This is a genomic window from Pseudomonas sp. GW823-FHT03E05, from assembly GCF_058796855.1.
In genome coordinates this window covers 754602-778161 of the sequence record NZ_JBXAJB010000003.1, presented here as the reverse complement: position 1 = coordinate 778161, position 23560 = coordinate 754602, and the positions used below count along the sequence as shown (strand labels likewise).

Genomic DNA, 23560 nt, shown 5'->3' with positions numbered 1-23560 from the left:
CTATGAAGTTAGCGATGAAACTGCGCACCCGGCTGTTTCTGAGCATCTCGGCCCTGATCACCGTGGCCCTCTTGGGCCTGGTGCTCGGGCTGGTCAGCGTGATGCAGATGGCCAGCACCCAGGAATCGCTGATCCGCAACAACTTCATCACCCTGGACCTGGGCCTCAAGCTGCGCCAGACCCTGGGCGACCAGCTGATCATCATGCTCGGCAAGCAGCCGGACCGCGCCGCCCTGGAAACCTCCCGGCAGCATTATCTGGAGCTGCTCGACGAAGGCATCGCCCATGATCGGCAGACCCAGGTACAAAGTGGCTTCCAGCAGGCCCGTAGCGACTACCTGAGCTTCTACCAGGCCTTCGAGCGCAACAGCACCGCAAGCGGACTGCATGACAACAACGAGCTGACCGAGCGCTTCAACGCCTTGCGCGGCGGGCTGATCAACGAACACAAGCGCGCCCTGGACAACATCAGCCAGGTGGAGCAGCAGGCCCGCAACCGTGCATGGCTGGTGGCCGGCCTGCTGGGCCTGGTGGCCCTGGCGGTGCTGATCATCGGCTTCGTCACGGCCCATGCCATCGCCCGGCGCTTTGGCGGGCCAATCGAAGCCCTGGCCAAGGCTGCGGACAAGATTGGCGAAGGCAATTTCGACGTCACCCTGCCCATTTCGGCGGCGGCGGAGATGAACCTGCTGACCCGGCGCTTCGGCATCATGGCCGAGGCCCTGCGCCAGCATCAGGCAACCAATGTCGATGAGCTGCTGGCCGGCCAGCAGCGCCTGCAGGCCGTGCTCGACAGTATTGACGACGGCTTGCTGATGATCGACCGCCAGGGCCGCCTGGAACACCTCAACCCCGTGGCCCAGCGCCAGCTGGGCTGGGACCAGGAGCGCCTCGGCCAGGGCCTGGGCAGCGCCCTGCAACGCCCGGAGCTGGATGAGCAGCTACAGCTGGTATTGCGCGGCGGCAACCTGGAACGGGCGCCGGACGACCTGGATATCGAGGTCGACGGCGAGTCGCGCCTGCTGACCTACAGCCTGACCCCCGTCAGCCATACCCAGGGCCATATTCTCGGCGCCGTGATGGTGCTGCACGATGTCACCGAGCAACGGGCGTTCGAACGAGTACGCAGTGAGTTCGTGCTGCGCGCCTCCCACGAACTGCGTACCCCGGTCACCGGCATGCACATGGCCTTCGGGCTGCTTCAGGAACGCCTGCACTTTCCCGAGGAGTCCCGGGAAACCGACCTGCTCAATACGGTCAACGAGGAAATGCAGCGCCTGATGCAGTTGATCAACGACCTGCTGAATTTTTCCCGCTATCAGAACGGCCTGCAGAAACTCACCCTCGCTCCCTGCCCCCTGGAAGAGCTGCTGGTGCAGGCCCAGGGCCGCTTCAGCGAGCAGGCCCAACAGCAGGGCATCGACCTGCTGCTGGAGATCCAGGCGCCGTTGCCACGGCTGCATGCCGACCGCGCACAACTGGAGCGGGTGCTGGACAACCTGATCGACAACGCCTTGCGCCACACCGCCAGCGAGGGCCAGATCCGCCTGCAGGCGCGGCGCCATGGCGAGCGGGTGATCGTCAGCGTCGAAGACAATGGCGAGGGTATCGCCTATGGCCAGCAAGGGCGGATCTTCGAGCCTTTCGTCCAGGTGGGCCGCAAGAAGGGCGGTGCCGGCCTCGGGCTGGCGCTGTGCAAGGAGATCGTCCAGCTGCATGGCGGGCGCATGGGCGTCTACTCAAGGCCCGGGCAGGGCACCCAGTTCTATCTGGCCCTGCCGCTCTAGGGCTTCATGCTTCATCATCCAGGCGCCTGGCCACCAGCCGTCGGCCACGGGTAATCAGCTCAGTGAACTGCAAGGCACTCAGGGCATGGGCGAACAGCCAGCCCTGGCCGAAGCTCACGCCCTCGCTGCTGAGCAGCAGCGCCTGGTCCTCGAACTCGATGCCCTCGGCAATCACCTTGAGTTTCAATGCGTGGGCCATGCGAATGATGTGCGGCGCCACGCCGCTGCTGGCGGCATCGTGCCCCAGGGCATCGATGAACGCCTTGTCGATCTTCAGGCAATCCACCGGCAGGCTCTGCAGGTAGGCCAGGCTGCAATAGCCGGTGCCGAAATCGTCGATCAGCACCTGATGCCCGACATCGCGCAGGGCCTGCAGGTTGTTGCGCGCCACCACCACATCGATCAGCCCACGCTCGGTGACCTCGAAGGCGATCTGCCGGGCCGCTACCCGATGCGTCGCCAGCAGCCGCGCCATGACCATGCCGATCCGCGGGACCATCACGTCGCAGGCCGCCAGGTTGACTGAGATGTACAACTGGGGATTGGACCGTAGCACATGCCCCAGTTGCTCCAGCAGGCGCTGCAGGACGAAGTCGGTGATCTGGCGGATCTGCCCGGTGTTCTCTGCCAGCGGGATGAACAGGTCGGGGCTGGTCAGGGTACCGTCCGGGCGGCGCCAGCGCAGCAGGGCCTCGGCCCCCACGCAGAGCCGGCTACTGAGATCAAAGATCGGCTGGTACAGCACCTGCAGTTCGCCGCGGCGCAGGGCCCCTTGCAGCTCCGCCCCCAGGGACTGGCGCTGGCGGACCAACTGATACACCAACCCACCGATGAACAGCGCCAGCACCAGGCTGGAGGGCAGCAACCACCACCAACCGTCGAGCACTTCGCCCTGCAGGCTGGCGCGGGGGGTGATCAGCACCAGTTGGTACTCGGGGTTGCGAGTGGGCATGCGATAGATCAGCAGGTCCGGGGTGACCTGCAAGGGCCCGTCGCGGCCCCCCCGCCAAGGCTGTGCGGGAGGCCAGGCACGGGCCGGGCCGAGCACCGGTATCGCCCGGGCACCATGATCCACCACCACCATCAGGCTGCCACCGGGAGGCAGATCGACCACATCGGTCAGGTGCCCGCGGGAAGTGGCCACGCGAAAGTTGCCGCGACCCAGCATCAGCGCAGCAAGGTTCTCATTGGGCTGGGTCGAGGTGTTGAGCCAGTAGCTGTAGGTCGGCCCGCGGATATCCGGCGGCCTGGCCGCCGGCAGGAGGTTCTGCCGTGGCCAGTTGGAACAGGTATGGGTGGCGTCCCTGTAGGCCGCTTCATAAATGAAGCGATAGCTGTAGCTGACCTGCTGCAGAGCTGCGATGAGATCGGCGTTGCACTCGCGCAGCGGCTGCGCCTCCAGCACGTCGAGACCTTCGCGCAGTTGCCCGAACAACTGCTCCAGCCGCTCCAGGAAACGCTGGCCCTGGGCGTTCATCTGCTCGCTTTCCCGTTGCTGGACCTGGTGCATGGCCAGCCCGGCGCTGCCCAGCAGCAAAATCACCGCACTCAGCACAGCCGCCAGCATCGCCAGCGTCCAGGGGCGATGGAACCAGGTACGCAAGGGCTCGCGAGCGGCCGGCATCGTGGGAGATCCGAAGGATTACCAATGAGTTATAGCAACTGATTGGACAATCGGCCCCAACCGTCCGGCGGCGTCATTATTTTGTCTGGTTGAGCACCATCAGGATGGCCGCACTTTCTGCGTCCGGCGTGCCATCGAAACGCCCCGGCCGGTAGTGCATCTGGAACGCGGCCAGGACGTTACGGGTCGCCTTGTCCAGCTCGCCGGTCTGCGGCGTGGCGTAACCCAGCTGGGCCAGTTGCTGCTGGTACCAACCGATGCTCGGCGGGCTCACGGTAAAGAACGCCTGCTGGCGTGCCACTGCCTGGGCATCGGGCCACAGGCCCAGGCCGGCCTCGGCCAGGCGTTTCCAGGGAAACAGCGGGCCCGGATCCAGCTTGCGCATGGGGGCGATATCGCTGTGGCCAATGATGTGGCGCGGCGAGATGTTGTTGCGCTTGCTGATGTCCTTGAGCAGCACGATCAGGTTCTGGATCTGCGCTTCGCTGTAGGGGTACCAGAGCCGCCCGCTGGGGCCATCGCGGAACCCCGGGTTGACGATCTCGATGCCAATGGAACTGGAGTTGAGCCAGGTCCGGCCCTGCCACTGGCTGTCGCCGGCATGCCAGGCACGGTATTGCTCGTCCACCAGCTTGTAGATGGTGGCGGACTTGTCATCGCCGATCAGGTAGTGGCTGCTGACCTGGCCATGGGTCAATAGGGCCAGGGAGCGCTCCAGCGATGCCGAGGTGTAGTGGACGATGATGAACTGGGCGCGCTGATCGTAATTGACCGACGGGTGGCTGGTGTCGATGCGCGGGCCGCTGGCGCAGCCGGCGAGGATCAGCAGGGAGAGGGCAAGAGCAAGAAGTTTCATGGCAAAAGGCAGTACGCTGAAGACAATAATGCAACAGTGTAACGTACTGCCCTGGCGATCATGGGCAAAACAGCGCTCTCATTCAGCAAAGTGCTGGCTCCTCAACCAGCTTCCACCCGGTTACGGCCGGCATCCTTGGCCCGGTACAGCGCCTGATCGGCTCTTTTGATCACCAGATCGCTGCGATCACCGGCCTTGAACGCACTCAGCCCGACGGACACGGTTATGGTCACCGGCTCGCCCTTGAAATGGAACGGGCACGCCTCGATTGCCGCGCGCAGGGCTTCCACAATGCGCACACCCACCGGCCAGGGGGTGTTGGGCAGCAGCAGAACAAACTCCTCGCCACCGAAACGTGCGATGAAATCGCTGCCTCGCAGGCGTTTGCGCAGTACGTTGGCGATGATCTTCAACACCTTGTCACCAGCCAGGTGACCGTAGTTGTCGTTGATCCGCTTGAAATGATCGAGATCGAGCATGGCCAGCAGCAGGCTGTTGCCATGTTGTTGCCATTGGCCGACTTCATGTTCCAGGCGTTCGCTCCAGGCTGCACGGTTGGGCAGGCCGGTGAGCGGATCGATCAGCGCCTTCTGCCGCTGCTCTTCCAGGTGCTCACGGTAGCCCTGGGCTTCCTGCTCCATGCTCGAAACCCGCTCCGCCAGGCTTTGCAGACGGGCGGCCACTTCCCGTTCACGCTCATCGCGCTGCTTCTGGTGGTGGTCCATGGTGCCCAGCAGGCCTTCCAGGTGGCTTTCCAGCACTTGCTTGAGGTCATCCAGGTCGGCGGCCTCCTGCACGCTGCTTTGCAGGCCGTCGACCTGTTCACGGATCTGGCTGTCCATGGCCCGTGCCGCCGAACTGCTGTCGGCATGGCCGTCGCTGGCCGCCTGCAGGTTGCTCTGGAAGGCCTCCAGGCGCTCGTTGAGCTGCTTGAGGTAGGTCTCGAACTCATGCTGGCCGGAGTCGGTGATGGCCAGCATCAACACCGCCAGATCGTCGAGGATCGGCAGCAATTCGTACCAGTTCAACCCATGCTGCAGACGATCGCGCATGGCCTCGGCCTGTGGCCGGTGGCGCTCCGGCAGGCTCAGGTCGTCGAGCAGCCCCAGCAAGGTGTGCTCGATGTGCTTGGCCACCGAACTGTAGGAGGGCTCGGGCGAATCCGGCAGAGCGTAGAGCACATCGTGCTCCGACTGCTCCGGATCGATGGCGGCCAGGGCCTCGGCCATGACTGCCGGCAGGGGCAGGCTGTCCAGCAGCACTGCCGGGGAAACCGTCGGCAGGGGCAACAACTCGTCGGGATTGAGCGCGGCTTCGGCGACAGGCGCGGGCGGCGAATCGGAAGCGGCGACCACCCCGGGATCGACGGACGCTTGTGGCTCCGCGACAGGCGAAATGGTTGCTTGAGGTTCGACCTCGATAGCGGGTACAGGCTCGGCGGGCGCCTCCTGCACCAGTACCGGAGGCACGAACGCTACCACCGGGGCTGGAGCGGGCACTGCAGCAACCTCCGGCTCGTCGCTGGCAACCGGCTGGGCACCCGGCTCAGGTTCGAGCTGCACTTCGGGCTGTGCCGGGGCGGGCGCGGCAGGCGCCGAAACCGCCTCAGGCAAGGCCTGGGTCGGCGTCTGATAGTGCTCGCGCGCGCCATCCTCCGGGGCCGGGGCTTCCTCGGCTTGCGGATGAGCTTCCGCCGCGGCGGCCGGGAGCGGCGGATTCGTCGCAACGGCTTCCTCCGCCGGGGCCGGCGTCTCGCTCGCCTCGCGGCTGCCGAACAGGCGCTGCAACAGGCTTGGGCGGTCGGGTTCGGCCGGGGTTTCCAGCCGGCTCAGGGCCTTGCCCTGCAGGCTGCTCAGTTCGCCGAGCAGCAAGGGAATTTCCCGCGCCTGGCCAACCCGGCCATCCAGTTGCTTGGCAAAGGCTTTCAGCGGACGGCTGACCTCCCGGGGCAGGGGCAGGGACTGCAACTGGCTGACCAGCGCCGTCAGCGCGCTGCTCATCTGCTCGACCCGGGTTTCCCGCCGCTGCTCGGAGTCCAGCACGGCTTTTTCCAGGCGCGGCAGCAAGGCTGCAAGCCCGGCGTCCATATCGTCGGTGCGTACCACCTCGCGCATTTCCTTCATGCACTGGTCGACCGCGCGATCGGTGCCCTCCGCCGCCAGGGTGCTGCGTACCAGGCCACGACGCAGCAAGTCGAGACGGGCCGCCCATCGGCGTTCGAGCTTTTCCTGCTGTTCGATACTTTTGAGGTATTTCTCTTTCCAGCGATTGGCGTCGTCGCTCATTCATCGGTTCCGCGAGGGGCAGGACTCAACGCGGGCAATGCATCAGCCGTGAGCGAACCCGGCAGACGAATCTCTACCGCGACCGGCAGGTGATCGGATATGGGTTGGGCCAGGACCTCCACGCGCTCCAGGGTCAGGCTGGGGCTGAGCAGAATATGGTCCAGGCAACGTTGCGGACGCCAGCTGGGGAAGGTCGCCTGCAGTTGCGGCGCCAAGAGGCTGAGGTCCCTTAGAGGGGAATGCTCCAGCAGGTCGCTGGCGTGGGTGTTCATGTCCCCCATCAGCACCTGATGCTTGTAGCCGCCGATCAACTCGCGGATGTACGCCAGTTGCCGGGTTCGGGTGCGGGCACCGAGCGCCAGATGCATCATCACCACCACCAGTGCCTCGGGACCCTCGCCAAAACGCACGAGGATCGCGCCGCGCCCCTTGGGGCCAGGCAGCGGGTGGTCTTCGATGGCCCAGGGGCGCAGGCGGCTGAGCACGCCATTGCTGTGCTGAGCCAGGCGTCCCAGGTTGCGATTGAGCTGTTGGTACCAGTAGGGGAAGGCGCCCAGTTGGGCCAGGTGTTCCACCTGATTGACGTAGCCGGAGCGCAGGCTGCCGCCATCGGCCTCCTGCAGGGCAACCAGGTCGAAATCGCCAAGCAGGTTGCCGATTTTCTGCAGATTGTCGGCACGCCCATGATGGGGCAGCAGGTGCTGCCAACCACGAGTCAGGTAGTGGCGATAACGTTCGGTGCTGATACCGACCTGGATATTGAAACTGAGCAAGCGCAGACGACTGTCTGCCGGCAGGCCGGACGACGCCAAATGGTGCTCGTTGACCTGCGGATCATGCAGGCCAACGATGCGTTCCGAGCTCCAGCGCGGCATGGCGGCGGGCGCTTACTTGGCTGCGCGCTCTTTGGCGATCAACTGGTCAGCCACGCTCAGCGCGCCTTCAGGACCACCGGCGGTGCCCAGGTCGAAACGATACTTGCCGTTGACCACCATGGTCGGTACGCCGGTGATCTGGTAGGCCTGGGCCTTTTTCTTGGCGTCTTCGACCTTGCCTTTGACGGCGAAGGAATTGTAGGTGCTCAGGAACTTGTCCTTGTCGACGCCTTCGCCCGCCAGGAACTCGGCCATCTCTTCAGGAGTAGCGAGTTTCTTGCCGCCATGGATGGCCTCGAATACGGCCTTGTGCACCTTGTGCTCGACACCCATGGCTTCAAGGGTGATGAACAGTTGGCCATGGATGTTCCAGATACCGCCGAACATGGCCGGGATACGGACGAAGTTGACGTCGGCCGGGAGTTTTTCAGCCCAGGGATTGATGGTCGGTTCGAAAGCGTAGCAGTGCGGGCAGCCATACCAGAACAGCTCAACCACTTCGATCTTGCCTGGCACGGCAACCGGAACGGCGCTGCTCAACTCGACATATTGTTTACCGGCTTCAAGCGGTTCGGCCGCTTGAGCGGTCACGCCAAACAGGCTGGCGGTGACGAGTGCGGCGCTGAGAATCAGATTACGCATGCTTTACTCCTGGACAATTTTGGCGCCTCGCTCGACCTGAATTCGGCCAGGTCTTGGCGGGCTTGAGTTCGCTAGTGTAGCGGCAGACGCCATAAAAAAGGGCGGCCTGAGCCACCCTTTATGCTTGCACCGTCAGATTAATCGATCATTAACGTTGCCGTGGCTTAGCACCTTGGGCAACGCTGATCGAGCCGGCCTCAGTGCAGGCCCTGAATATAGCTGGACACCGCTTCGATGTCTTTGTTGCTCAGCTTGCCAGCGATGCTGCGCATCACCAGGGTATCGCCGTCGTTGGTACGGTTGCCTTCGCGGAAGTCGGTCAGTTGCTTGGCCACGTACTGTGCGTGCTGGCCGCCCAGATGGGGGAAGCCGGCTGCTGCGTTACCCGCACCGTTTGGCGAGTGGCAACCGGTGCAGGCAGGCATGCCCTGGTCCAGCTTGCCGCCACGGAACAGTTCTTCACCACGGGCCACGACTTTAGGATCTGCTGCGCCGACGCTGCCTTTCTGGCTGGCGAAGTAGGCGGCGATGTCAGCCAGGTCCTGATCGCTCAGGTTGGTCAACAGGCCTGTCATCTCCAGCACCTGGCGCTTGCCGGACTTGATATCGTGCAACTGCTTGTTCAGGTACTTTTCCCCCTGACCCGCCAGCTTGGGAAAGTTTGGCGCCATGCTGTTCCCATCAGGGCCGTGGCAAGCACCACAGACTGCGGCTTTCGCCTGACCGGCAGCAGCGTCGCCTGCGGCATGGGCGACACCTGTGATGCCCAAGGTCAACAGCAGACTCACGAGTAATTTGTTCATCAGCTAATCCAACTACGGCTAAGGGTTAAGAGTTATGGACCGGGATCACTCGCTCATCCAATGGATGATGACTCGGTAATCCTCGGCACTGCAGTCCATGCACAAACCACGCGGCGGCATCGCCTTGAAACCCTGGGTCACGTGTTGCACCAGCGTCTCCATACCTTGCGCCAACCTCGGCGCCCAAGCTTCCTGGTCGCCCTTGCGGGGCGCCGTGGGTAGTTGGCCGGAATGACAAGCCCCACAAACACGGTTGTACACAGCTTCCGGATCCTGTGTAGCCTGAGCGCCGTAAAACGGCATCAAGACACCGGCAGCTAGCAGCCATTTCGTCATAAAACGACCTTTTCAGGGTTGAGAGCGTGCTGCGTTCTAATGCGCATTCAAGGTTTATCGCTCTCGTGAACTTCATCCTACGCTGGGACAAAGCGCACACAAAATCTGCGGCATTATATACTGGCGTTACTGAAACGGAAACGACACCGCTCGCCGCGTCCACTCTCGGCATCGCCCCAATCGGAAATCCCATGCAACTCAAGAACCCCATCCTCGGTCTGTGCCAACAGGCTACGTTCATGCTCAGCGCCGCCAAAGTCGATCAATGCCCTGACGATGAAGGCTTCGAAGTGGCCTTTGCCGGGCGTTCCAACGCCGGCAAATCCAGCGCCCTGAACACCCTGACCCACGCCAGCCTGGCACGCACCTCGAAAACTCCGGGTCGCACGCAGTTGTTGAACTTCTTCAAGCTAGACGACGATCGCCGTCTGGTCGACCTGCCGGGCTACGGTTACGCCAAAGTGCCAATCCCGCTCAAGCAACACTGGCAGCGTCACCTGGAAGCCTACCTGGGCAGCCGCGAAAGCCTTAAGGGCCTGATCCTGATGATGGATATCCGTCATCCCATGACCGACTTCGACCTGCTGATGCTGGACTGGGCGGTCGCCAGCGGCATGCCGATGCACATCCTGTTGACCAAGGCCGACAAACTGACCTACGGCGCGGCCAAGAACACCCTGCTCAAGGTGCAGTCGCAGATCCGCAAGGGCTGGGGCGAAGCCGTCACCATCCAACTGTTCTCGGCCCCCAAGCGCATGGGCCTGGAAGAGGCCTACACCGTGCTGGCGGGCTGGATGGAACTGGCCGACAAAGGCGCCGAAGCCGAGGCCTGAGAGACGTAGGGAAAATTGCCTAGGGGATGATCAGGCAAGGCAAAAGCGCGGTGCGAAAGCGGAGTTTAGTGGCTGTAAATGAGCATTTCGCGCCGCGCTTTTAACGCAGCATGATCATTTCCCAGGCGGTTTTCAGGCAAAAAAAACCCCGGACTTCGTATGGGGAGGGGGAAGTTCGGGGTTCAAGTTCTAGACCGCTAGGGCGGGGTCCAGATATCTGCCAACACTTAACACAACATAGGAGCATCGAAGGGCTTCACCAGCCATTCAGTAACTCTGAGTGGGCGTTCACCTATTTAGTTCCGGCCGGTTGCAAAAACTATTGGCAATAATCGATGAAATTTTCGGTGCTAATAGCTCTTCGCTAGTTTTTGCCGCGACACTATGCCGCGGCAAAAACACCTGAAAAGTGCCCTTAATGGGCCTCATCCCAGTTATTTCCCACCCCCACTTCCACCAATAACGGCACATCCAGGGTTGCGGCACCGCTCATGTGCCCGCGAATTTCCTCACGAACCTGGTCCACCAGGTCCTCGCGCACTTCCAGCACCAGTTCGTCGTGCACCTGGAGAATCACTCGGGCATCCAGCCCCGAGGACTCCAGCCAGTTGTCCACGGCCACCATGGCTTTCTTGATGATGTCTGCCGCGGTGCCCTGCATCGGCGCATTGATCGCGGTGCGTTCGGCGCCGGCGCGCTCCTGTGGCTTGTTGGAGTTGATCTCCGGCAGGTACAGACGGCGACCGAAGATGGTCTCGACATAACCCTGGTCCGCGGCCTGAGCGCGGGTGCGGTCCATGTACTCGCGAACCCCCGGGTAACGCGCGAAGTAGGTGTCGATATAGGCCTTGGCCTGCTTGGTATCGACACCGATGTCCTTGCCCAGCTTCTGCGCGCCCATACCGTAGATCAGGCCGAAGTTGATGGCCTTGGCGCTGCGGCGCTGATCGGAAGTGACGTCCTTGAGCTCGACCTTGAACACCTCGGCCGCCGTGGCGGTGTGCACGTCCAGGTTGTTGCGGAAGGCGTTGAGCAAACCTTCGTCGCGGGACAGGTGCGCCATGATCCGCAACTCGATCTGCGAATAGTCAGCCGCCAGCAGCTTATAGCCGGCCGGGGCGATAAAGGCCTGGCGAATACGCCGACCTTCCGCGGTGCGCACCGGAATGTTCTGCAGGTTCGGATCGCTGGAGGACAGGCGCCCGGTGGACGCCACAGCCTGATGATAGGAGGTGTGAATACGCCCCGTGCGCGGGTTGATCTGCTCCGGCAGGCGATCGGTGTAGGTACTTTTCAGCTTGCTCATGGAGCGGTACTGCATCAACACCCGAGGCAGCGGATAGTCGTCTTCCGCCAGCTTGGCCAGCACCTCTTCAGCGGTGGACGGTTGCCCCTTGGCAGTCTTCTTCAACACCGGCAGGCCGAGTTTGTCGTAGAGGATCGTCCCCAATTGCTTGGGCGAACCCAGGTTGAACTCCTCACCTGCGATCTCGAAAGCCTCGCGCTCAAGGGCAACCATCTTGTCCCCCAGTTCGATGCTCTGGACGCCCAGCAGCTTGTCGTCCACCAGAGCGCCCTGACGCTCGATCCGCGCCAGGACCGGCACCAGCGGCATCTCGATATCGGTCAATACGCTGGCCAGACTTGGAATGGCAGTCAGCTTCTCGAATAGCACCTGATGCAGACGCAAGGTCACATCGGCATCTTCGGCAGCATATGGCCCCGCCTGCTCAAGGGGGATCTGATCGAAAGTCAGCTGTTTGGCGCCCTTGCCAGCGATGTCCTGGAAACTCACAGTGCTGTGGTCCAGGTACTTCTGCGCCAGGCTGTCCATGTCATGGCGGGTGGCGGTGGAGTTGAGCACGTAGGATTCGAGCATGGTGTCGAAGGCCACGCCGCGCACAGTGATGCCATTGGCCTGGTCGCCGCCGATGGCGCAGTTGGCCAGGATGTTCATGTCGAACTTGGCGTGCTGGCCGACCTTGAGCAGCTTGGGATCTTCCAGCAAGGGCTTGAGGGCCAGCAGTACGCTGTCGCGATCCAGCTGTGCCGGCGCGCCCATGTAGGAGTGGGTCAGGGGAACATAGGCCGCTTCGCCGGCCTTGACCGAGAAGGACAGGCCCACCAGTTGCGCCTGCTGCGCATCGATCCCGGTGGTTTCGGTATCGAAGGCAATCAGCTTGGCGCCCTTGAGCTTCTCCAGCCAGGCATCGAAACGCTCCTGGTCGAGGATGGTTTCGTACTGCAGCTCCAGCGGAGCTTGCTCCACAGCCTGCGGCGGCGGCACGGCGGCGGGTGTCGCCTCAGCGCCGCTGAGCTCGACACGCTTGGCATCGCGCTGCAACTCGTCGAGCCAGCTCTTGAACTCCAGCAGGCTGTAGAGCTCCACCAGCTTCTCGCGGTCCGGCTCGCCCAGGTGCAGGTCGTCGAGCCCGACATCCAGCGGCACGTCGACCTTGATGGTCGCCAACTGATAGGAGAGGAAGGCCATTTCCTTGTGTTCTTCGAGCTTGGCCGGCAAGGTCTTGGCCCCGCGGATTGGCAGGGTCGGTACGATATCGAGCTGTTCGTACAGCTCCTTCAACCCGCCATTGACCCCGACCAGCAGGCCGGAAGCGGTCTTCGGACCAATGCCCGGCACCCCGGGAATGTTGTCGGAAGAGTCGCCCATCAGCGCCAGGTAATCGATGATCTGCTCGGGAGCGACGCCGAATTTCTCCTTCACGCCTTCCACGTCCATGCTGCTACCGGACATGGTGTTGACCAGGGTAATGTGCCCGTCCACCAGCTGTGCCATGTCCTTGTCGCCAGTGGAAATCACCACCGGGCGGTCCGCCGCCGCGCTGCTGCGGGCCAGGGTGCCGATCACGTCATCGGCCTCGACCCCTTCCACGCACAACAGGGGGAAACCCAGGGCGATCACGCTGGCGTGCAACGGCTCGATCTGCACCCGCATGTCGTCGGGCATGCTCGGACGGTTGGCCTTGTATTCGGCATACATGTCATCGCGGAAGGTCCCGCCCTTGGCATCGAAGACCACGGCGAACGGGCTGTCCGGGTACTGCTTGCGCAGGCTCTTGAGCATGTTCAACACGCCCTTGACCGCGCCGGTAGGCAGGCCTTTGGAGGTGGTCAGCGGTGGCAGCGCGTGGAACGCGCGGTACAGATATGAAGAACCGTCCACCAGGACGAGGGGGGCTTGGCTCATGAGCGGGATCAACCTTTTCGGCGGGTCCGGCGCTAGAATAGCGGGACCGTTGACGACAAAGGGACAAGGTTATCATGCGCACACTAAATCGCTTGCTGCTGACCGGCTTGATTGCAATCGCTCCATTGGCCGCGATCGCCGCAGAAGATGCGCCATCAGCGGACCCGGAAGTAACCATTCGCACGGAAGGCGACAAGACCATCCAGGAATACCGGCAAAATGGCTTCCTGTATGCCATCAAGATCACGCCAAAGGGCGGCAAACCCTACTTCCTGGTGCGTGCCGATGGCTCGGACGGCAACTTCATCCGTTCGGATCAGCCGGATATGCTGATCCCTTCGTGGAAAATCTTTGAGTGGTAAACCACTCCGACTTCAACTCAATGGCGCTGGCTGGATAGCAGCGCCCGTACTGGCAGTTTTTAACCATGTCTGTGTTCACCCCCCTGGCTCGGCCCGAGCTGGAAACCTTTCTCGCCCCGTATGGGCTCGGCCGCCTGCTTGATTTCCAGGGGATCGCCGCTGGTAGCGAAAACACCAACTTCTTCATCAGCCTGGAACAGGGCGAGTTCGTCCTGACCCTGGTGGAACGTGGCCCGGTCCAGGAAATGCCGTTCTTCATTGAACTGCTGGACGTGCTGCACCAGGCCAACCTGCCAGTGCCCTATGCCCTGCGCACCACCGACGGCGTCGCCCTGCGCGAACTGGCGGGCAAGCCGGCACTGTTGCAACCGCGGCTGGCGGGCAAGCACATCAAGCAGGCCAACGCCCAGCACTGTGCCCAGGTCGGTGAGCTGCTCGGCCACCTGCACGTAGCCACCAAGGACCACATGATCAAGCGCAAGACCGATCGCGGCCTGGACTGGATGCAGGAAGAGGGCAGGCAACTGCTGTCGCACCTGGCCCCCACGGCCCAGGACCTGCTGCAGCGGGCCCTGGATGAAATCGCCGCTCAGAAGGTGAAGATCCTCGCCCTGCCCCGGGCCAACATCCACGCCGATCTGTTTCGCGACAACGCCATGTTCGAAGGCACCCACCTGACCGGCCTGATCGACTTCTACAACGCCTGTTCGGGACCGATGCTCTACGACGTGGCGATCGCCCTGAATGACTGGTGCTCCGACGATGAAGGCGTACTCGACGGCCAACGGGCCCGAGCCCTGCTGGGCGCCTACGCGGCGCTGCGCCCGTTCACTGCGGCAGAGGCCGAACTCTGGCCGACCCTGCTGCGGGTGGCCTGCGTGCGCTTCTGGCTATCGCGGCTGATCGCCGCCGAGAGCTTCGCCGGGCAGGACGTGCTGATTCACGATCCGATGGAGTTCCAGCAGCGCCTGGCGCAGCGGCAACAGGTCAGCATCGCGCTGCCGTTCGCCCTGTAAACGCTTCGCGGGCAAGCCCGCTCCTACAGAGATGCGCCCAACCTGTAGGAGCGGGCTTGCCCGCGAAAGCCCTCGCGCAACAATCCCCGCTTAAAGCTGCTCCAGGCAGCCCGCCAGATCATTCCCCAACTTCTCCAGCACCTGCTCATAGCCTTGAGCGGTCGCCGGCGTGTAACCGCCCAACGCATCCAGCTCCGCCAGTTTCACCGGCAGGCCGGCCACCAGGGTTTCCGCCAGGCGCGGGCGCAGGGGCGGCTCGCTGAACACACAGGTCTTGCCCACCTGCTGCAAGCGCGCGCGCATGGCGGCGACGTGCTGGGCCCCCGGCTGGACTTCCGCTGCCACGCTGAACACCCCGGCGTGCTTGAGGCCGTAGGCGTCCTCGAAGTAGTCGAAAGCTTCGTGGAACACGAAGTAAGGCTTGCCGGCGATCCCCGCCAGGCGGGCTTTCAAGCGAGCATCCAGGGCATCCAGACGCTCGCTGAACGCCTTCAGGTTGTTCTGGTAGCGGGCGGCATTGGCCGGGTCGGCGGCGCTCAGGTCCGCGGCCATGCGGGTGGCGATCACCCGGGCATTGACCGGCGACAGCCAGAGGTGCGCGTCCAGGGTGCCGGGGCGATGATCATGGTCATGTTCGTCGGCATCTTCAGCGTGGGAGTGGCTATCTTCGGCAAAGTGCCGGAGTTTCATGCCCGGCAGGTCCTGTACCGCCACCGAGGGCAGGCCACGGCCCTTCAGCACCCGCGGCAGGAAGCCTTCCATGTCCGGGCCGATCCAGTACAGCAGGTCTACGCTCTGCACCTTGCGCACGTCCGAAGGGCGCAGCGCGTAGTTGTGCGGGGAAGCTCCGGGCGGCAGCAGCACCTCGGGAACCGCCACGCCATCCTGCACGGCGGCGGCAATCAGTTGCAGCGGCTTGATGCTGGTCAGCACCCGCACTTCGGCCTGGGCCGAGCCGATCGCGAACAGGCTGAAGGTAAAAGCGACAAAAAGGCGAAAAAGTCTGGGCACGATGGACACTCGAGGAGGCGAGAACGGGTAACATAATAACGTCTCTCACAAACCTCGTCGCCGCTCATGCCTAAAACACCCCTTGCCAGCCGTCCACACGACCACTCTCACTGCGTACACAGCGCACTGTCTGAGGCCGACGCCCTGTGCGCACGGCAAGGCCTGCGCCTGACCGCCCTGCGCCGGCGGGTGCTGGAGCTGGTGTGGCAAAGCCATAAGCCCCTGGGGGCCTACGACATCCTGGCCGTGCTCAGCGAGCAGGACGGCCGTCGCGCCGCCCCGCCAACGGTTTATCGGGCGCTGGATTTCCTCCTGGAAAACGGCCTGGTGCACCGCATCGCCTCGCTCAATGCCTTTGTCGGCTGCAACCACCCCGAGCACGCGCACCAGGGCCAGTTCCTGATCTGCCGCGAATGCCACGCCGCCATCGAGCTGGAACAGAAATCCATCAGCGACGCCATCATCAGCAGCGCCCGCGACGTCGGCTTCGTGGTCGAGGGCCAGACCGTCGAAGTGGTCGGGCTCTGCTCGGGCTGCCAGGGGGCTTGATGAGCAATGCGTTGATCCGCCTCGAGCAGGTCGGGGTGACCTTTGCCGGGCAGAACGTGCTGGAGAACATCCAGCTCAGCGTCGAACCCGGCCAGATCGTCACCCTGATCGGCCCCAATGGCGCCGGCAAGACCACGCTGGTGCGCGCCGTGCTCGGCCTGCTCAAGCCCGACACCGGCAGTGTCTGGCGCAAGCCCAAACTGCGGGTGGGCTACATGCCGCAGAAGCTTCATGTGGACCCGACCTTGCCGCTGTCGGTGCTGCGTTTTCTGCGCCTGGTGCCGGGAGTGGACCGTACCCGGGCGCTGGCAGCGCTCAAGGAAGTAGGTGCCGAGCAGGTGATCGACAGCCCGGTGCAGAGCATCTCCGGTGGCGAGATGCAGCGTGTGCTGCTGGCCCGGGCGCTGCTGCGCGAGCCGGAGCTGCTGGTGCTCGATGAACCAGTGCAAGGCGTCGACGTGGCCGGCCAGGCCGAGCTCTACAGCCTGATTACCCGCCTGCGCGACCGTCACGGCTGCGGCGTGCTGATGGTCTCCCACGACCTGCACCTGGTGATAAGCACCACCGATCAGGTGGTCTGCCTCAATCGCCACGTCTGCTGCTCTGGCCACCCCGAGCAGGTCAGCGGCGACCCGGCCTTCGTCGAGCTGTTCGGCAAGAACGCACCGAGCCTGGCGATCTACCACCACCATCACGACCATGCCCACGACCTGCATGGTTCGGTCGTCACCCAGCCCGCTTCGGGCCACGCCCATGTCCATGGAGAAAACTGCAAGCATGGCTGATTTTCTGCTCTACGCCCTGCTCGCAGGCCTGGCCCTGGCGGTGGTTGCCGGCCCCTTGGGGTCCTTCGTGGTCTGGCGTCGCATGGCCTATTTCGGCGACACCCTGTCCCACGCCGCGCTGCTCGGCGTGGCCCTGGGCTTTCTGCTGGATGTCAGCCCGGCGGTAGCGGTCACGGTCGGCTGCCTGCTGCTGGCGGTGCTGCTGGTGACCCTGCAACAGCGCCAACCCCTGGCTTCCGACACGCTGCTGGGGATTCTTGCACCCAGCACCCTGTCTCTGGGCCTGGTGGTACTAAGCTTCATGCATGAAGTGCGAATCGACCTGATGGCCTACCTGTTCGGTGACCTGCTGGCGATCAGCCCGGGCGACCTGGCGTGGATTCTCGGCGGTAGCGCGGCGGTGCTGTTGCTGCTGGTGGCGTTGTGGCGCCCCTTGCTGGCGATCACCGTGCACGAGGAACTGGCCAGGGTCGAAGGCCTGCCTGTGGCCTCGCTGCGCCTGGCGCTGATGCTGCTGATCGCCGTGGTGATTGCCGTGGCCATGAAGATTGTCGGGGTGTTGCTGATCACCTCGCTGCTGATCATCCCGGCCGCTGCGGCACAGCGTCACGCCCGCTCGCCGGAGCAGATGGCCCTGGGCGCCAGCCTGCTGGGCATGCTCGCGGTGTGCGGCGGGCTGGCGCTGTCCTGGTTCAAGGACACACCGGCCGGGCCGTCGATCGTGGTCACCGCCGCCACACTGTTTCTGCTGAGTTTTGTTCTGCCCCGTCGAGGGGTGTAGACTTGCTCGCTTTTTGCGCAATTAGAGAGTCGCAGGAATGAAGCCGTTCGCCTCCCGTTATCTGCTCCTTGTCGCATTTTCCCTGCTACTGGGAGCCTGCCAAAGCACGCCACCAGCGGCCACCGAGGTCCCTGATGCACGGGCCACGGCCATCGCGCAGCTGGAACAAAACATCGCCAGCAGCGAACTGGCCACCGCGGAAGATCAACTCAGTGCCTTGCAGGCGCAGACGCCCGACGACCCGCAACTGGTGCAGTACCAGCGGCAGTTGGCCGAAGCCTATCTGCAGCGCAGCCAGATCGTCCTGCAGAAGGGCGATGTGAACGCCGCAGCCACGGCCCTGAGCCGTGCCCGGGCACTGATGCCCAAGGCTCCGGCGCTGACCGGTGGGGTCAACAATGCCATTGCCCACGCCCGCAAGGCTGAGCTGGACAAGGCCGAAGCCGCCCTGAAGGCCGCCGAAGCGCGCCCTGCGGCCAAGCTGATCGATCCGACCGCCGAGAGCACCACCGTCGCCTTGAACGTCACTGATATCCGCAAGCTGCGGCATCAACTCGATGCCCTGGCCGCCGATGTGGTGAATTACCAGTGCGACGTGAGCATCCAGGTACCACGCACCGAGGATTACCCCTGGCTGTCGACCCTGCTCGGCAAGCGGGTGAAGAAGCTCGACCCGGACTTTGAACAGAAGATCAATCGGCAAATCGTGCGCCATGTACCGGCGCAGATGGTGCTGACTCCGCGCAAGGCGCAGTAAAGCCTTCGCCGGCAAGCCGGCTCCTAGACGGAGCAGGCTTGTCGGGGAAAGTGTGTTCAGGCCGGGATTGCCTTGGCCTTTTCCTCTCGGCTCCAGACCCGATGTTGCGCGATGGCGGCAATGAATGCCTTCAGCGCCTTGGCATCGACCCCCACGATCAAGCCTTCATCCGCCTCCAGCCGCAGGCTGTGCAACAGCTCCCGGGCATCGCCGTGCAGGGCAATCGCCTTGAGGTGCTTGTACGCCTCCAGCAAGTAATGCAGGGCCACGCCATTGCCGCTCAAGGCGTTGATCGACTGCGCACCTCCGGGCACGAACACCGCATCGAAGGCCACCGATGGCAAGCCCTCCATGGACGCATCCACCGGCAGGCGCTTGCCGTCCGCCGTGGTGACCGGCGCCGAGGTCGGCCCCAGTAGCTTGGCGTGTGCCCCTTCGGCCTTGAGAGCCTTCTTCAGCGCATCGATCGCCGCACCATCGACGCCGTTGGCCGCCAGAATCGCCACCTTCCGGGTTTTGATATTGCCCGGCAACAGGTTCGCCTGGCTCAGGGCCGGCGAGCGCGAGAGCGAAGTCTTGCGCTCCGCCACCGTGGCTTTCTTCGGCGCCGCCAGCCCGAGGTTCTCGGCCACTCGCGCGGCCAGTTGCAGGTCGATGTTGGCCAGAATCTCGTTGACCTGGCGTTCGCGGATCCATTCACGTTCCACCTTGCCCAGCTCAAAGCTGTAGGCGGCGATGATGTGCTCCTGCTCGTGCTTGCTCATGCTCTTGTAGAAGAGCCGCGCCTGGGAGAAATGGTCGCTGAACGATTCGCTGCGCTGGCGGATCTTGTGCGCATCGATACGCTCGTTGTAACTCTCGAAGCCGCCATCCTCGGCCGCCGGTGGGGTTTCCCGGGGCCAGCCGCCGTCGATGGAATTGGGCTCATAGGAGGCCCGGCCCTTGTCCAGGGTGATGCGGTGCATGGCGTCGCGCTGGCTGTTGTGGAAGGGCGCCAGCGGCCGATTGATCGGCAATTCGTGGAAGTTCGGCCCACCCAGGCGGCTGATCTGGGTATCGGTGTAGGAAAACAGCCGTCCTTGCAACAGCGGGTCGTTGGAGAAGTCGATCCCGGGCACTATGTGCCCCGGGCAGAAGGCGACCTGCTCGGTCTCGGCAAAATAGTTGTCCGGGTTGCGGTTCAGCACCATCTTGCCCAGGGGCGTGATCGGCACCAGCTCCTCGGGGATCAGCTTGGTCGGGTCGAGGATGTCGAAATCAAAGTTGTGCTCGTCTTCCTCGGCGATGATCTGTACGCCGAACTCCCACTCCGGGTAATCCCCGGCTTCGATCGATTCCCACAGGTCGCGGCGATGGAAGTCGGTGTCCTTGCCCGCCAGCTTCTGCGCCTCATCCCAGACCAGCGAACAGGTACCCACCGTCGGCCGCCAGTGGAACTTGACGAAGCTCGACCGGCCCTGGGCGTTGATCAGGCGAAAGGTATGCACGCCAAAGCCCTGCATGGCCCGCAGGCTTTTCGGAATGGCCCGGTCTGACATGGCCCAGATCACCATGTGCGCCGATTCCGGCTGCAGCGAGACAAAGTCCCAGAAGGTGTCATGGGCCGAGCCGCCGGTGGGTATTTCGTTGTGGGGTTCGGGTTTCACGGCGTGTACGAAATCGGGGAACTTGATCGCGTCCTGAATGAAGAACACCGGCATGTTGTTGCCCACCAGGTCGAAGTTGCCTTCGTCAGTGAAGAACTTCACCGCAAAGCCGCGCACGTCACGCACGGTGTCGCCAGAGCCTCTTGGCCCCTGGACCGTAGAAAAGCGTACGAACACTGGTGTTTTCTTCCCCGGATCACGCAGGAAACCGGCCTTGGTCAATGCCGAATGGTTGTCATAGCTCTGGAAGTAACCATGGGCACCCACCCCTCGGGCATGCACGATGCGCTCGGGAATCCGCTCATGGTCGAAGTGGGTGATCTTCTCCCGCATGATGAAGTCTTCCAGCAGCGAAGGCCCACGAGCACCGGCTTTGAGGGTGTTCTGGTTGTCGGCGATCTTCACCCCCTGGTTGGTCCGCAGGGCCTGCCCGGTGGCGTCGGAGCGGAACGTCTCCAGGCTCTTGAGCTTGCTGTTGCTGTTGCCGCGGTCCAGGGTGTCGGTCCCGGCCATCTGGCTTTTTGGGGTATCGGGCTTCTTCGTGCTCATCAGGCAAAACTCCTCGTTGGCGAAATCCCTGGCGTGCCGGGGCTTCGTGGGCAAAGGCCTCCAGGCACGGCACCTGGCGGCTTTCGAGTGACTTAACTAGTGACTGACGAGAAGGTGCGAGCGTTCCTTTTTTATGACCTTTGATCGCGTTATTGCCAAATGGCAGGATGATTGCGAAATAAATGCTAAGAACCTCTATACGGACAGGCTAAAATGCGCGCCCGGCTAACCGCTGATCCTTTTCTAACGCGCCCCACAAGGTTCGCTACGTGATCGAGTTTCAAAACGTCCATAAAACCTACCGGGTCGCCGGTAAGGATATTCCCGCCCTGCACCCGACCAGCCTTCGGGTCGAGAATGGCCAGGTGTTCGGCCTGATCGGCCACTCCGGTGCGGGTAAAAGTACTCTGCTGCGCCTGATCAACCGCCTGGAAAACCCCAGTGGCGGCACCATCGTCGTCGACGACGAAGACGTCACCGCCCTGGACGCCAGTGGCCTGCGCCGCTTCCGCCAGCAGGTCGGCATGATCTTCCAGCACTTCAACCTGCTGTCGTCCAAGACCGTGGCCGACAACGTCGCCCTGCCCCTGACCCTGGCCGGCGAGCTGTCGCGCAGCGACATCGACCGCCGGGTGGCCGAGCTGCTGGACCGGGTCGGCCTGGCCGACCACGCGAAGAAATACCCGGCGCAGCTGTCCGGCGGCCAGAAGCAGCGCGTCGGCATCGCCCGCGCCCTGGCCACCAAGCCGAAGATCCTGCTGTGCGACGAGGCCACCAGTGCCCTGGACCCGCAGACCACTGCCTCGGTCCTGCAACTGCTGGCCGAGATCAACCGCGAGCTGAACCTGACCATCGTCCTGATCACCCACGAGATGGACGTGATCCGTCGCGTCTGTGACCAGGTGGCGGTGATGGACGCCGGCGTGATCGTCGAACAGGGCCCGGTGGCCGACGTGTTCCTGCACCCCAAGCACCCGACCACCCGGCGCTTCGTCCAGGAAGACGAGCAGATCGACGAGAACGAGCAGCGCGACGACTTCGCCCACGTACCGGGGCGCATCGTGCGCCTGACCTTCCAGGGCGATGCCACCTACGCGCCGCTGCTGGGCACCGTGGCCCGGGAGACCGGGGTCGACTACAGCATCCTCGCCGGACGCATCGACCGCATCAAGGACACCCCTTACGGGCAATTGACCCTGGCCATCACCGGCGGTGACATGGAAGCGGCCTTCGCCCGCTTCACCGCGGCCGATGTCCACATGGAGGTGCTGCGCTGATGGATACCTTCTTCGCCAACATCGACTGGCTGGAAATCTGGCTGGCCACCGGCGACACCCTGATGATGCTCGGCGGCTCGCTGCTGTTCACCGTACTGCTGGGCCTGCCACTGGGCGTGCTGCTGTTCCTCTGCAGCCCGCGCCAACTGCTGGAGCAGAAGTCGCTGTATGCGCTGCTGTCGCTGGTGGTCAACATCCTGCGTTCGCTGCCGTTCATCATTCTGCTGATCGTGATGATTCCCTTCACCGTACTGATCACCGGCACATCGCTGGGGGTTGCCGGGGCCATTCCACCGCTGGTGGTCGGCGCCACGCCGTTCTTTGCCCGGCTGGTGGAAACCGCCCTGCGCGAAGTGGATCGCGGCATCATCGAGGCCACCCAGTCCATGGGTGCCAGCACCCGGCAGATCATTACCAATGCCTTGCTCCCGGAAGCCCGCCCGGGCATCTTTGCCGCTATCACCGTGACTGCCATTACCCTGGTGTCCTACACCGCCATGGCCGGCGTGGTGGGGGCCGGTGGCCTGGGCGACCTGGCGATCCGCTTCGGCTACCAGCGCTTCCAGACCGATGTGATGGTGGTGACCGTGGTGTTGCTGCTGGTGCTGGTCCAGGTTCTGCAAACCGTCGGCGACAAGCTGGTGGTGCACTTTTCCCGCAAATAAAATTGCCGGCCCAGGCCGGCAGGCGCCCGGGGTCGGGCGACTTACAAGGAGCTTGTTGGATGAAAAAACTACTCGTCGCTTTCGCAGCCGTTGCCGCGTTCTCCGCGCACGCCGCCGAAACCCTGACCGTGGCCGCCACACCAGTGCCCCACGCCGAGATCCTGGAGTTCGTCAAACCGGCCCTGGCCAAGGAAGGCGTGGACCTGAAGGTCAAGGTCTTCACCGACTACGTGCAGCCCAACGTGCAAGTCGCCGAAAAGCGCCTGGACGCCAACTTCTTCCAGCACCAGCCCTACCTGGATGAGTTCAACAAGGCCAAGGGCACCAAGCTGGTGAACGTTGCCGGTGTTCACGTCGAGCCCCTGGGTGCCTATTCCAGCAAGTACAAGCAGCTCTCCGAACTGCCGGGCGGCGCCACCGTGGTGATCCCCAACGACGCCACCAACGGCGGCCGCGCGCTGTTGCTGCTGGACAAGGCCGGCCTGATCAAGCTCAAGGATTCCAACAACATCCTGGCCACCATCAAGGACATCACCGAGAACCCCAAGGACCTGAAGTTCCGTGAACTGGAAGCCGCCACCATCCCGCGCGTGCTGACCCAGGTCGACCTGGCGCTGATCAACACCAACTATGCCCTGGAAGCCAAGCTGGATCCTTCCAAGGACGCCCTGGTGATCGAAGGCAAGGATTCGCCTTACGTGAACATCCTGGTGGCCCGTCCTGACGACAAGGATTCGGACGCCATGAAGAAGCTGGTCGCGGCCCTGCACAGCCCTGAAGTGAAGCAGTTCATTCTCGAGAAGTACAAAGGCGCCATCGTGCCGGCGTTCTGATCGGTTGCAGAAACACAAACGGGGCGCCTTGGGGCGCCCCGTTTCGTTGTAGCCGCTGCCGAAGGCCGGGATAAGGCGCC

Annotated in this window: 21 protein-coding genes; 11 read left to right on the top strand and 10 right to left on the bottom strand. The window is 63.4% G+C overall.

The features are described 5' to 3' along the window. Positions 1 to 2: 2 nt before the first annotated feature. Positions 3 to 1787 carry a KinB sensor domain-containing domain gene (locus AC1RCO_RS16620; protein WP_011058478.1) on the top strand — a complete coding sequence of 595 codons (1785 nt, stop codon included), beginning with the start codon at positions 3 to 5 and terminating at the stop codon, positions 1785 to 1787. Positions 1788 to 1791: 4 nt separating this feature from the next. Here AC1RCO_RS16620 and AC1RCO_RS16615 read toward each other — a convergent pair whose 3' ends face one another. The 7 genes from AC1RCO_RS16615 to AC1RCO_RS16585 all read right to left on the bottom strand — a co-directional run bounded on the left by AC1RCO_RS16615 (position 1792) and on the right by AC1RCO_RS16585 (position 9208). Then, positions 1792 to 3411, bottom strand: a complete 1620-nt coding sequence (locus AC1RCO_RS16615; protein WP_404673574.1) for an EAL domain-containing protein — start codon at positions 3409 to 3411, stop codon at positions 1792 to 1794. Between the two features lie 76 nt (positions 3412 to 3487). Then, entirely contained in the window at positions 3488 to 4267 is a 780-nt protein-coding gene (locus AC1RCO_RS16610; RefSeq protein ID WP_011058476.1) for an N-acetylmuramoyl-L-alanine amidase, read from the bottom strand. Between the two features lie 101 nt (positions 4268 to 4368). After that, positions 4369 to 6552, bottom strand: coding sequence for a GGDEF domain-containing protein (locus AC1RCO_RS16605; RefSeq protein ID WP_492617880.1), 2184 nt, complete (start codon positions 6550 to 6552; stop codon positions 4369 to 4371). Continuing rightward, complete coding sequence (locus tag AC1RCO_RS16600) at positions 6549 to 7427, bottom strand: endonuclease/exonuclease/phosphatase family protein (protein WP_011058474.1); 879 nt, start codon at positions 7425 to 7427, stop codon at positions 6549 to 6551. Before AC1RCO_RS16600 ends, AC1RCO_RS16605 begins: the two co-directional genes overlap by 4 nt. A gap of 12 nt (positions 7428 to 7439) precedes the next feature. Then, a complete protein-coding gene (locus AC1RCO_RS16595; RefSeq protein ID WP_011058473.1) occupies positions 7440 to 8069 on the bottom strand; it encodes a thiol:disulfide interchange protein DsbA/DsbL in 630 nt (209 codons plus the stop codon). A 197-nt stretch (positions 8070 to 8266) separates the two neighbouring features. Next, positions 8267 to 8872, bottom strand: coding sequence for a c-type cytochrome (locus AC1RCO_RS16590; RefSeq protein ID WP_011058472.1), 606 nt, complete (start codon positions 8870 to 8872; stop codon positions 8267 to 8269). 45 nt (positions 8873 to 8917) lie between these two features. Further along, positions 8918 to 9208 (bottom strand): c-type cytochrome, encoded by a 291-nt coding sequence (locus tag AC1RCO_RS16585; RefSeq protein ID WP_015633654.1) that lies wholly within the window; start codon positions 9206 to 9208, stop codon positions 8918 to 8920. A gap of 191 nt (positions 9209 to 9399) precedes the next feature. Here AC1RCO_RS16585 and yihA point away from each other — a divergent pair, with 191 nt between their 5' ends. Then, entirely contained in the window at positions 9400 to 10041 is a 642-nt protein-coding gene (gene yihA / locus AC1RCO_RS16580) for a ribosome biogenesis GTP-binding protein YihA/YsxC (protein ID WP_011058471.1), read from the top strand. Positions 10042 to 10456: 415 nt separating this feature from the next. Here the strand turns inward: yihA and polA are convergent, their stop codons facing one another. Continuing rightward, positions 10457 to 13249 carry a DNA polymerase I gene (polA, locus tag AC1RCO_RS16575; protein ID WP_492617879.1) on the bottom strand — a complete coding sequence of 931 codons (2793 nt, stop codon included), beginning with the start codon at positions 13247 to 13249 and terminating at the stop codon, positions 10457 to 10459. A gap of 74 nt (positions 13250 to 13323) precedes the next feature. Between polA and AC1RCO_RS16570 the strand changes: the two genes are divergently transcribed. Both AC1RCO_RS16570 and AC1RCO_RS16565 read left to right on the top strand, forming a co-directional pair. Beyond that, positions 13324 to 13611 carry a DUF2782 domain-containing protein gene (locus AC1RCO_RS16570; RefSeq protein WP_011058469.1) on the top strand — a complete coding sequence of 96 codons (288 nt, stop codon included), beginning with the start codon at positions 13324 to 13326 and terminating at the stop codon, positions 13609 to 13611. Between the two features lie 65 nt (positions 13612 to 13676). Further along, positions 13677 to 14627 (top strand): homoserine kinase, encoded by a 951-nt coding sequence (locus tag AC1RCO_RS16565; RefSeq protein WP_011058468.1) that lies wholly within the window; start codon positions 13677 to 13679, stop codon positions 14625 to 14627. A 90-nt stretch (positions 14628 to 14717) separates the two neighbouring features. On the opposite strand, the gene AC1RCO_RS16560 is transcribed toward AC1RCO_RS16565, so the two are convergent. Next, positions 14718 to 15638: a zinc ABC transporter substrate-binding protein gene (locus AC1RCO_RS16560; protein WP_492617878.1), complete on the bottom strand. Its 921-nt coding sequence runs from the start codon at positions 15636 to 15638 to the stop codon at positions 14718 to 14720. 66 nt (positions 15639 to 15704) lie between these two features. On the opposite strand from AC1RCO_RS16560, the gene zur reads away from it, so the two are divergent. From zur to AC1RCO_RS16540, 4 genes are read left to right on the top strand one after another with little or no spacing between them, the layout of a single operon-like run. Further along, entirely contained in the window at positions 15705 to 16187 is a 483-nt protein-coding gene (zur, locus tag AC1RCO_RS16555) for a zinc uptake transcriptional repressor Zur (RefSeq protein ID WP_011058466.1), read from the top strand. After that, positions 16187 to 16972 carry a zinc ABC transporter ATP-binding protein ZnuC gene (gene znuC / locus AC1RCO_RS16550; protein WP_492617877.1) on the top strand — a complete coding sequence of 262 codons (786 nt, stop codon included), beginning with the start codon at positions 16187 to 16189 and terminating at the stop codon, positions 16970 to 16972. The genes zur and znuC overlap by 1 nt, the downstream gene beginning before the upstream one ends. Beyond that, a complete protein-coding gene (znuB, locus tag AC1RCO_RS16545; RefSeq protein WP_011058464.1) occupies positions 16965 to 17753 on the top strand; it encodes a zinc ABC transporter permease subunit ZnuB in 789 nt (262 codons plus the stop codon). The genes znuC and znuB overlap by 8 nt, the downstream gene beginning before the upstream one ends. Before the next feature lie 37 nt (positions 17754 to 17790). Beyond that, complete coding sequence (locus tag AC1RCO_RS16540; RefSeq protein WP_019095618.1) at positions 17791 to 18510, top strand: PA5502 family lipoprotein; 720 nt, start codon at positions 17791 to 17793, stop codon at positions 18508 to 18510. A 56-nt stretch (positions 18511 to 18566) separates the two neighbouring features. Here AC1RCO_RS16540 and katE read toward each other — a convergent pair whose 3' ends face one another. Then, entirely contained in the window at positions 18567 to 20759 is a 2193-nt protein-coding gene (katE, locus tag AC1RCO_RS16535; protein ID WP_492617876.1) for a catalase HPII, read from the bottom strand. Positions 20760 to 20974: 215 nt separating this feature from the next. On the opposite strand from katE, the gene AC1RCO_RS16530 reads away from it, so the two are divergent. Genes AC1RCO_RS16530 through AC1RCO_RS16520 form a run of 3 tightly spaced genes read left to right on the top strand, consistent with a single transcriptional unit; the run spans position 20975 to position 23480 of the window. Beyond that, complete coding sequence (locus tag AC1RCO_RS16530) at positions 20975 to 21982, top strand: methionine ABC transporter ATP-binding protein (protein WP_019095617.1); 1008 nt, start codon at positions 20975 to 20977, stop codon at positions 21980 to 21982. Then, positions 21982 to 22647: a methionine ABC transporter permease gene (locus AC1RCO_RS16525; protein ID WP_011058460.1), complete on the top strand. Its 666-nt coding sequence runs from the start codon at positions 21982 to 21984 to the stop codon at positions 22645 to 22647. Before AC1RCO_RS16530 ends, AC1RCO_RS16525 begins: the two co-directional genes overlap by 1 nt. Before the next feature lie 59 nt (positions 22648 to 22706). Continuing rightward, positions 22707 to 23480, top strand: coding sequence for a MetQ/NlpA family ABC transporter substrate-binding protein (locus AC1RCO_RS16520; RefSeq protein ID WP_015633648.1), 774 nt, complete (start codon positions 22707 to 22709; stop codon positions 23478 to 23480). Positions 23481 to 23560 lie beyond the last annotated feature (80 nt).

Bases quoted from the DNA above. Each gene is read 5' to 3' on its own strand.
- AC1RCO_RS16520 (WP_015633648.1), top strand. From the start codon at position 22,707: ATGAAAAAACTACTCGTCGCTTTCGCAGCCGTTGCCGCGTTCTCCGCG.
- AC1RCO_RS16590 (WP_011058472.1), bottom strand. From the start codon at position 8,872: ATGAACAAATTACTCGTGAGTCTGCTGTTGACCTTGGGCATCACAGGT.
- AC1RCO_RS16540 (WP_019095618.1), top strand. From the start codon at position 17,791: ATGAAGCCGTTCGCCTCCCGTTATCTGCTCCTTGTCGCATTTTCCCTG.
- AC1RCO_RS16595 (WP_011058473.1), bottom strand. From the start codon at position 8,069: ATGCGTAATCTGATTCTCAGCGCCGCACTCGTCACCGCCAGCCTGTTT.
- znuC (WP_492617877.1), top strand. From the start codon at position 16,187: ATGAGCAATGCGTTGATCCGCCTCGAGCAGGTCGGGGTGACCTTTGCC.
- AC1RCO_RS16570 (WP_011058469.1), top strand. From the start codon at position 13,324: ATGCGCACACTAAATCGCTTGCTGCTGACCGGCTTGATTGCAATCGCT.
- AC1RCO_RS16525 (WP_011058460.1), top strand. From the start codon at position 21,982: ATGGATACCTTCTTCGCCAACATCGACTGGCTGGAAATCTGGCTGGCC.
- polA (WP_492617879.1), bottom strand. From the start codon at position 13,249: ATGAGCCAAGCCCCCCTCGTCCTGGTGGACGGTTCTTCATATCTGTAC.
- AC1RCO_RS16605 (WP_492617880.1), bottom strand. From the start codon at position 6,552: ATGAGCGACGACGCCAATCGCTGGAAAGAGAAATACCTCAAAAGTATC.
- AC1RCO_RS16585 (WP_015633654.1), bottom strand. From the start codon at position 9,208: ATGACGAAATGGCTGCTAGCTGCCGGTGTCTTGATGCCGTTTTACGGC.
- AC1RCO_RS16620 (WP_011058478.1), top strand. From the start codon at position 3: ATGAAGTTAGCGATGAAACTGCGCACCCGGCTGTTTCTGAGCATCTCG.
- zur (WP_011058466.1), top strand. From the start codon at position 15,705: ATGCCTAAAACACCCCTTGCCAGCCGTCCACACGACCACTCTCACTGC.
- AC1RCO_RS16615 (WP_404673574.1), bottom strand. From the start codon at position 3,411: ATGCCGGCCGCTCGCGAGCCCTTGCGTACCTGGTTCCATCGCCCCTGG.
- yihA (WP_011058471.1), top strand. From the start codon at position 9,400: ATGCAACTCAAGAACCCCATCCTCGGTCTGTGCCAACAGGCTACGTTC.
- AC1RCO_RS16600 (WP_011058474.1), bottom strand. From the start codon at position 7,427: ATGCCGCGCTGGAGCTCGGAACGCATCGTTGGCCTGCATGATCCGCAG.
- AC1RCO_RS16610 (WP_011058476.1), bottom strand. From the start codon at position 4,267: ATGAAACTTCTTGCTCTTGCCCTCTCCCTGCTGATCCTCGCCGGCTGC.
- znuB (WP_011058464.1), top strand. From the start codon at position 16,965: ATGGCTGATTTTCTGCTCTACGCCCTGCTCGCAGGCCTGGCCCTGGCG.
- AC1RCO_RS16565 (WP_011058468.1), top strand. From the start codon at position 13,677: ATGTCTGTGTTCACCCCCCTGGCTCGGCCCGAGCTGGAAACCTTTCTC.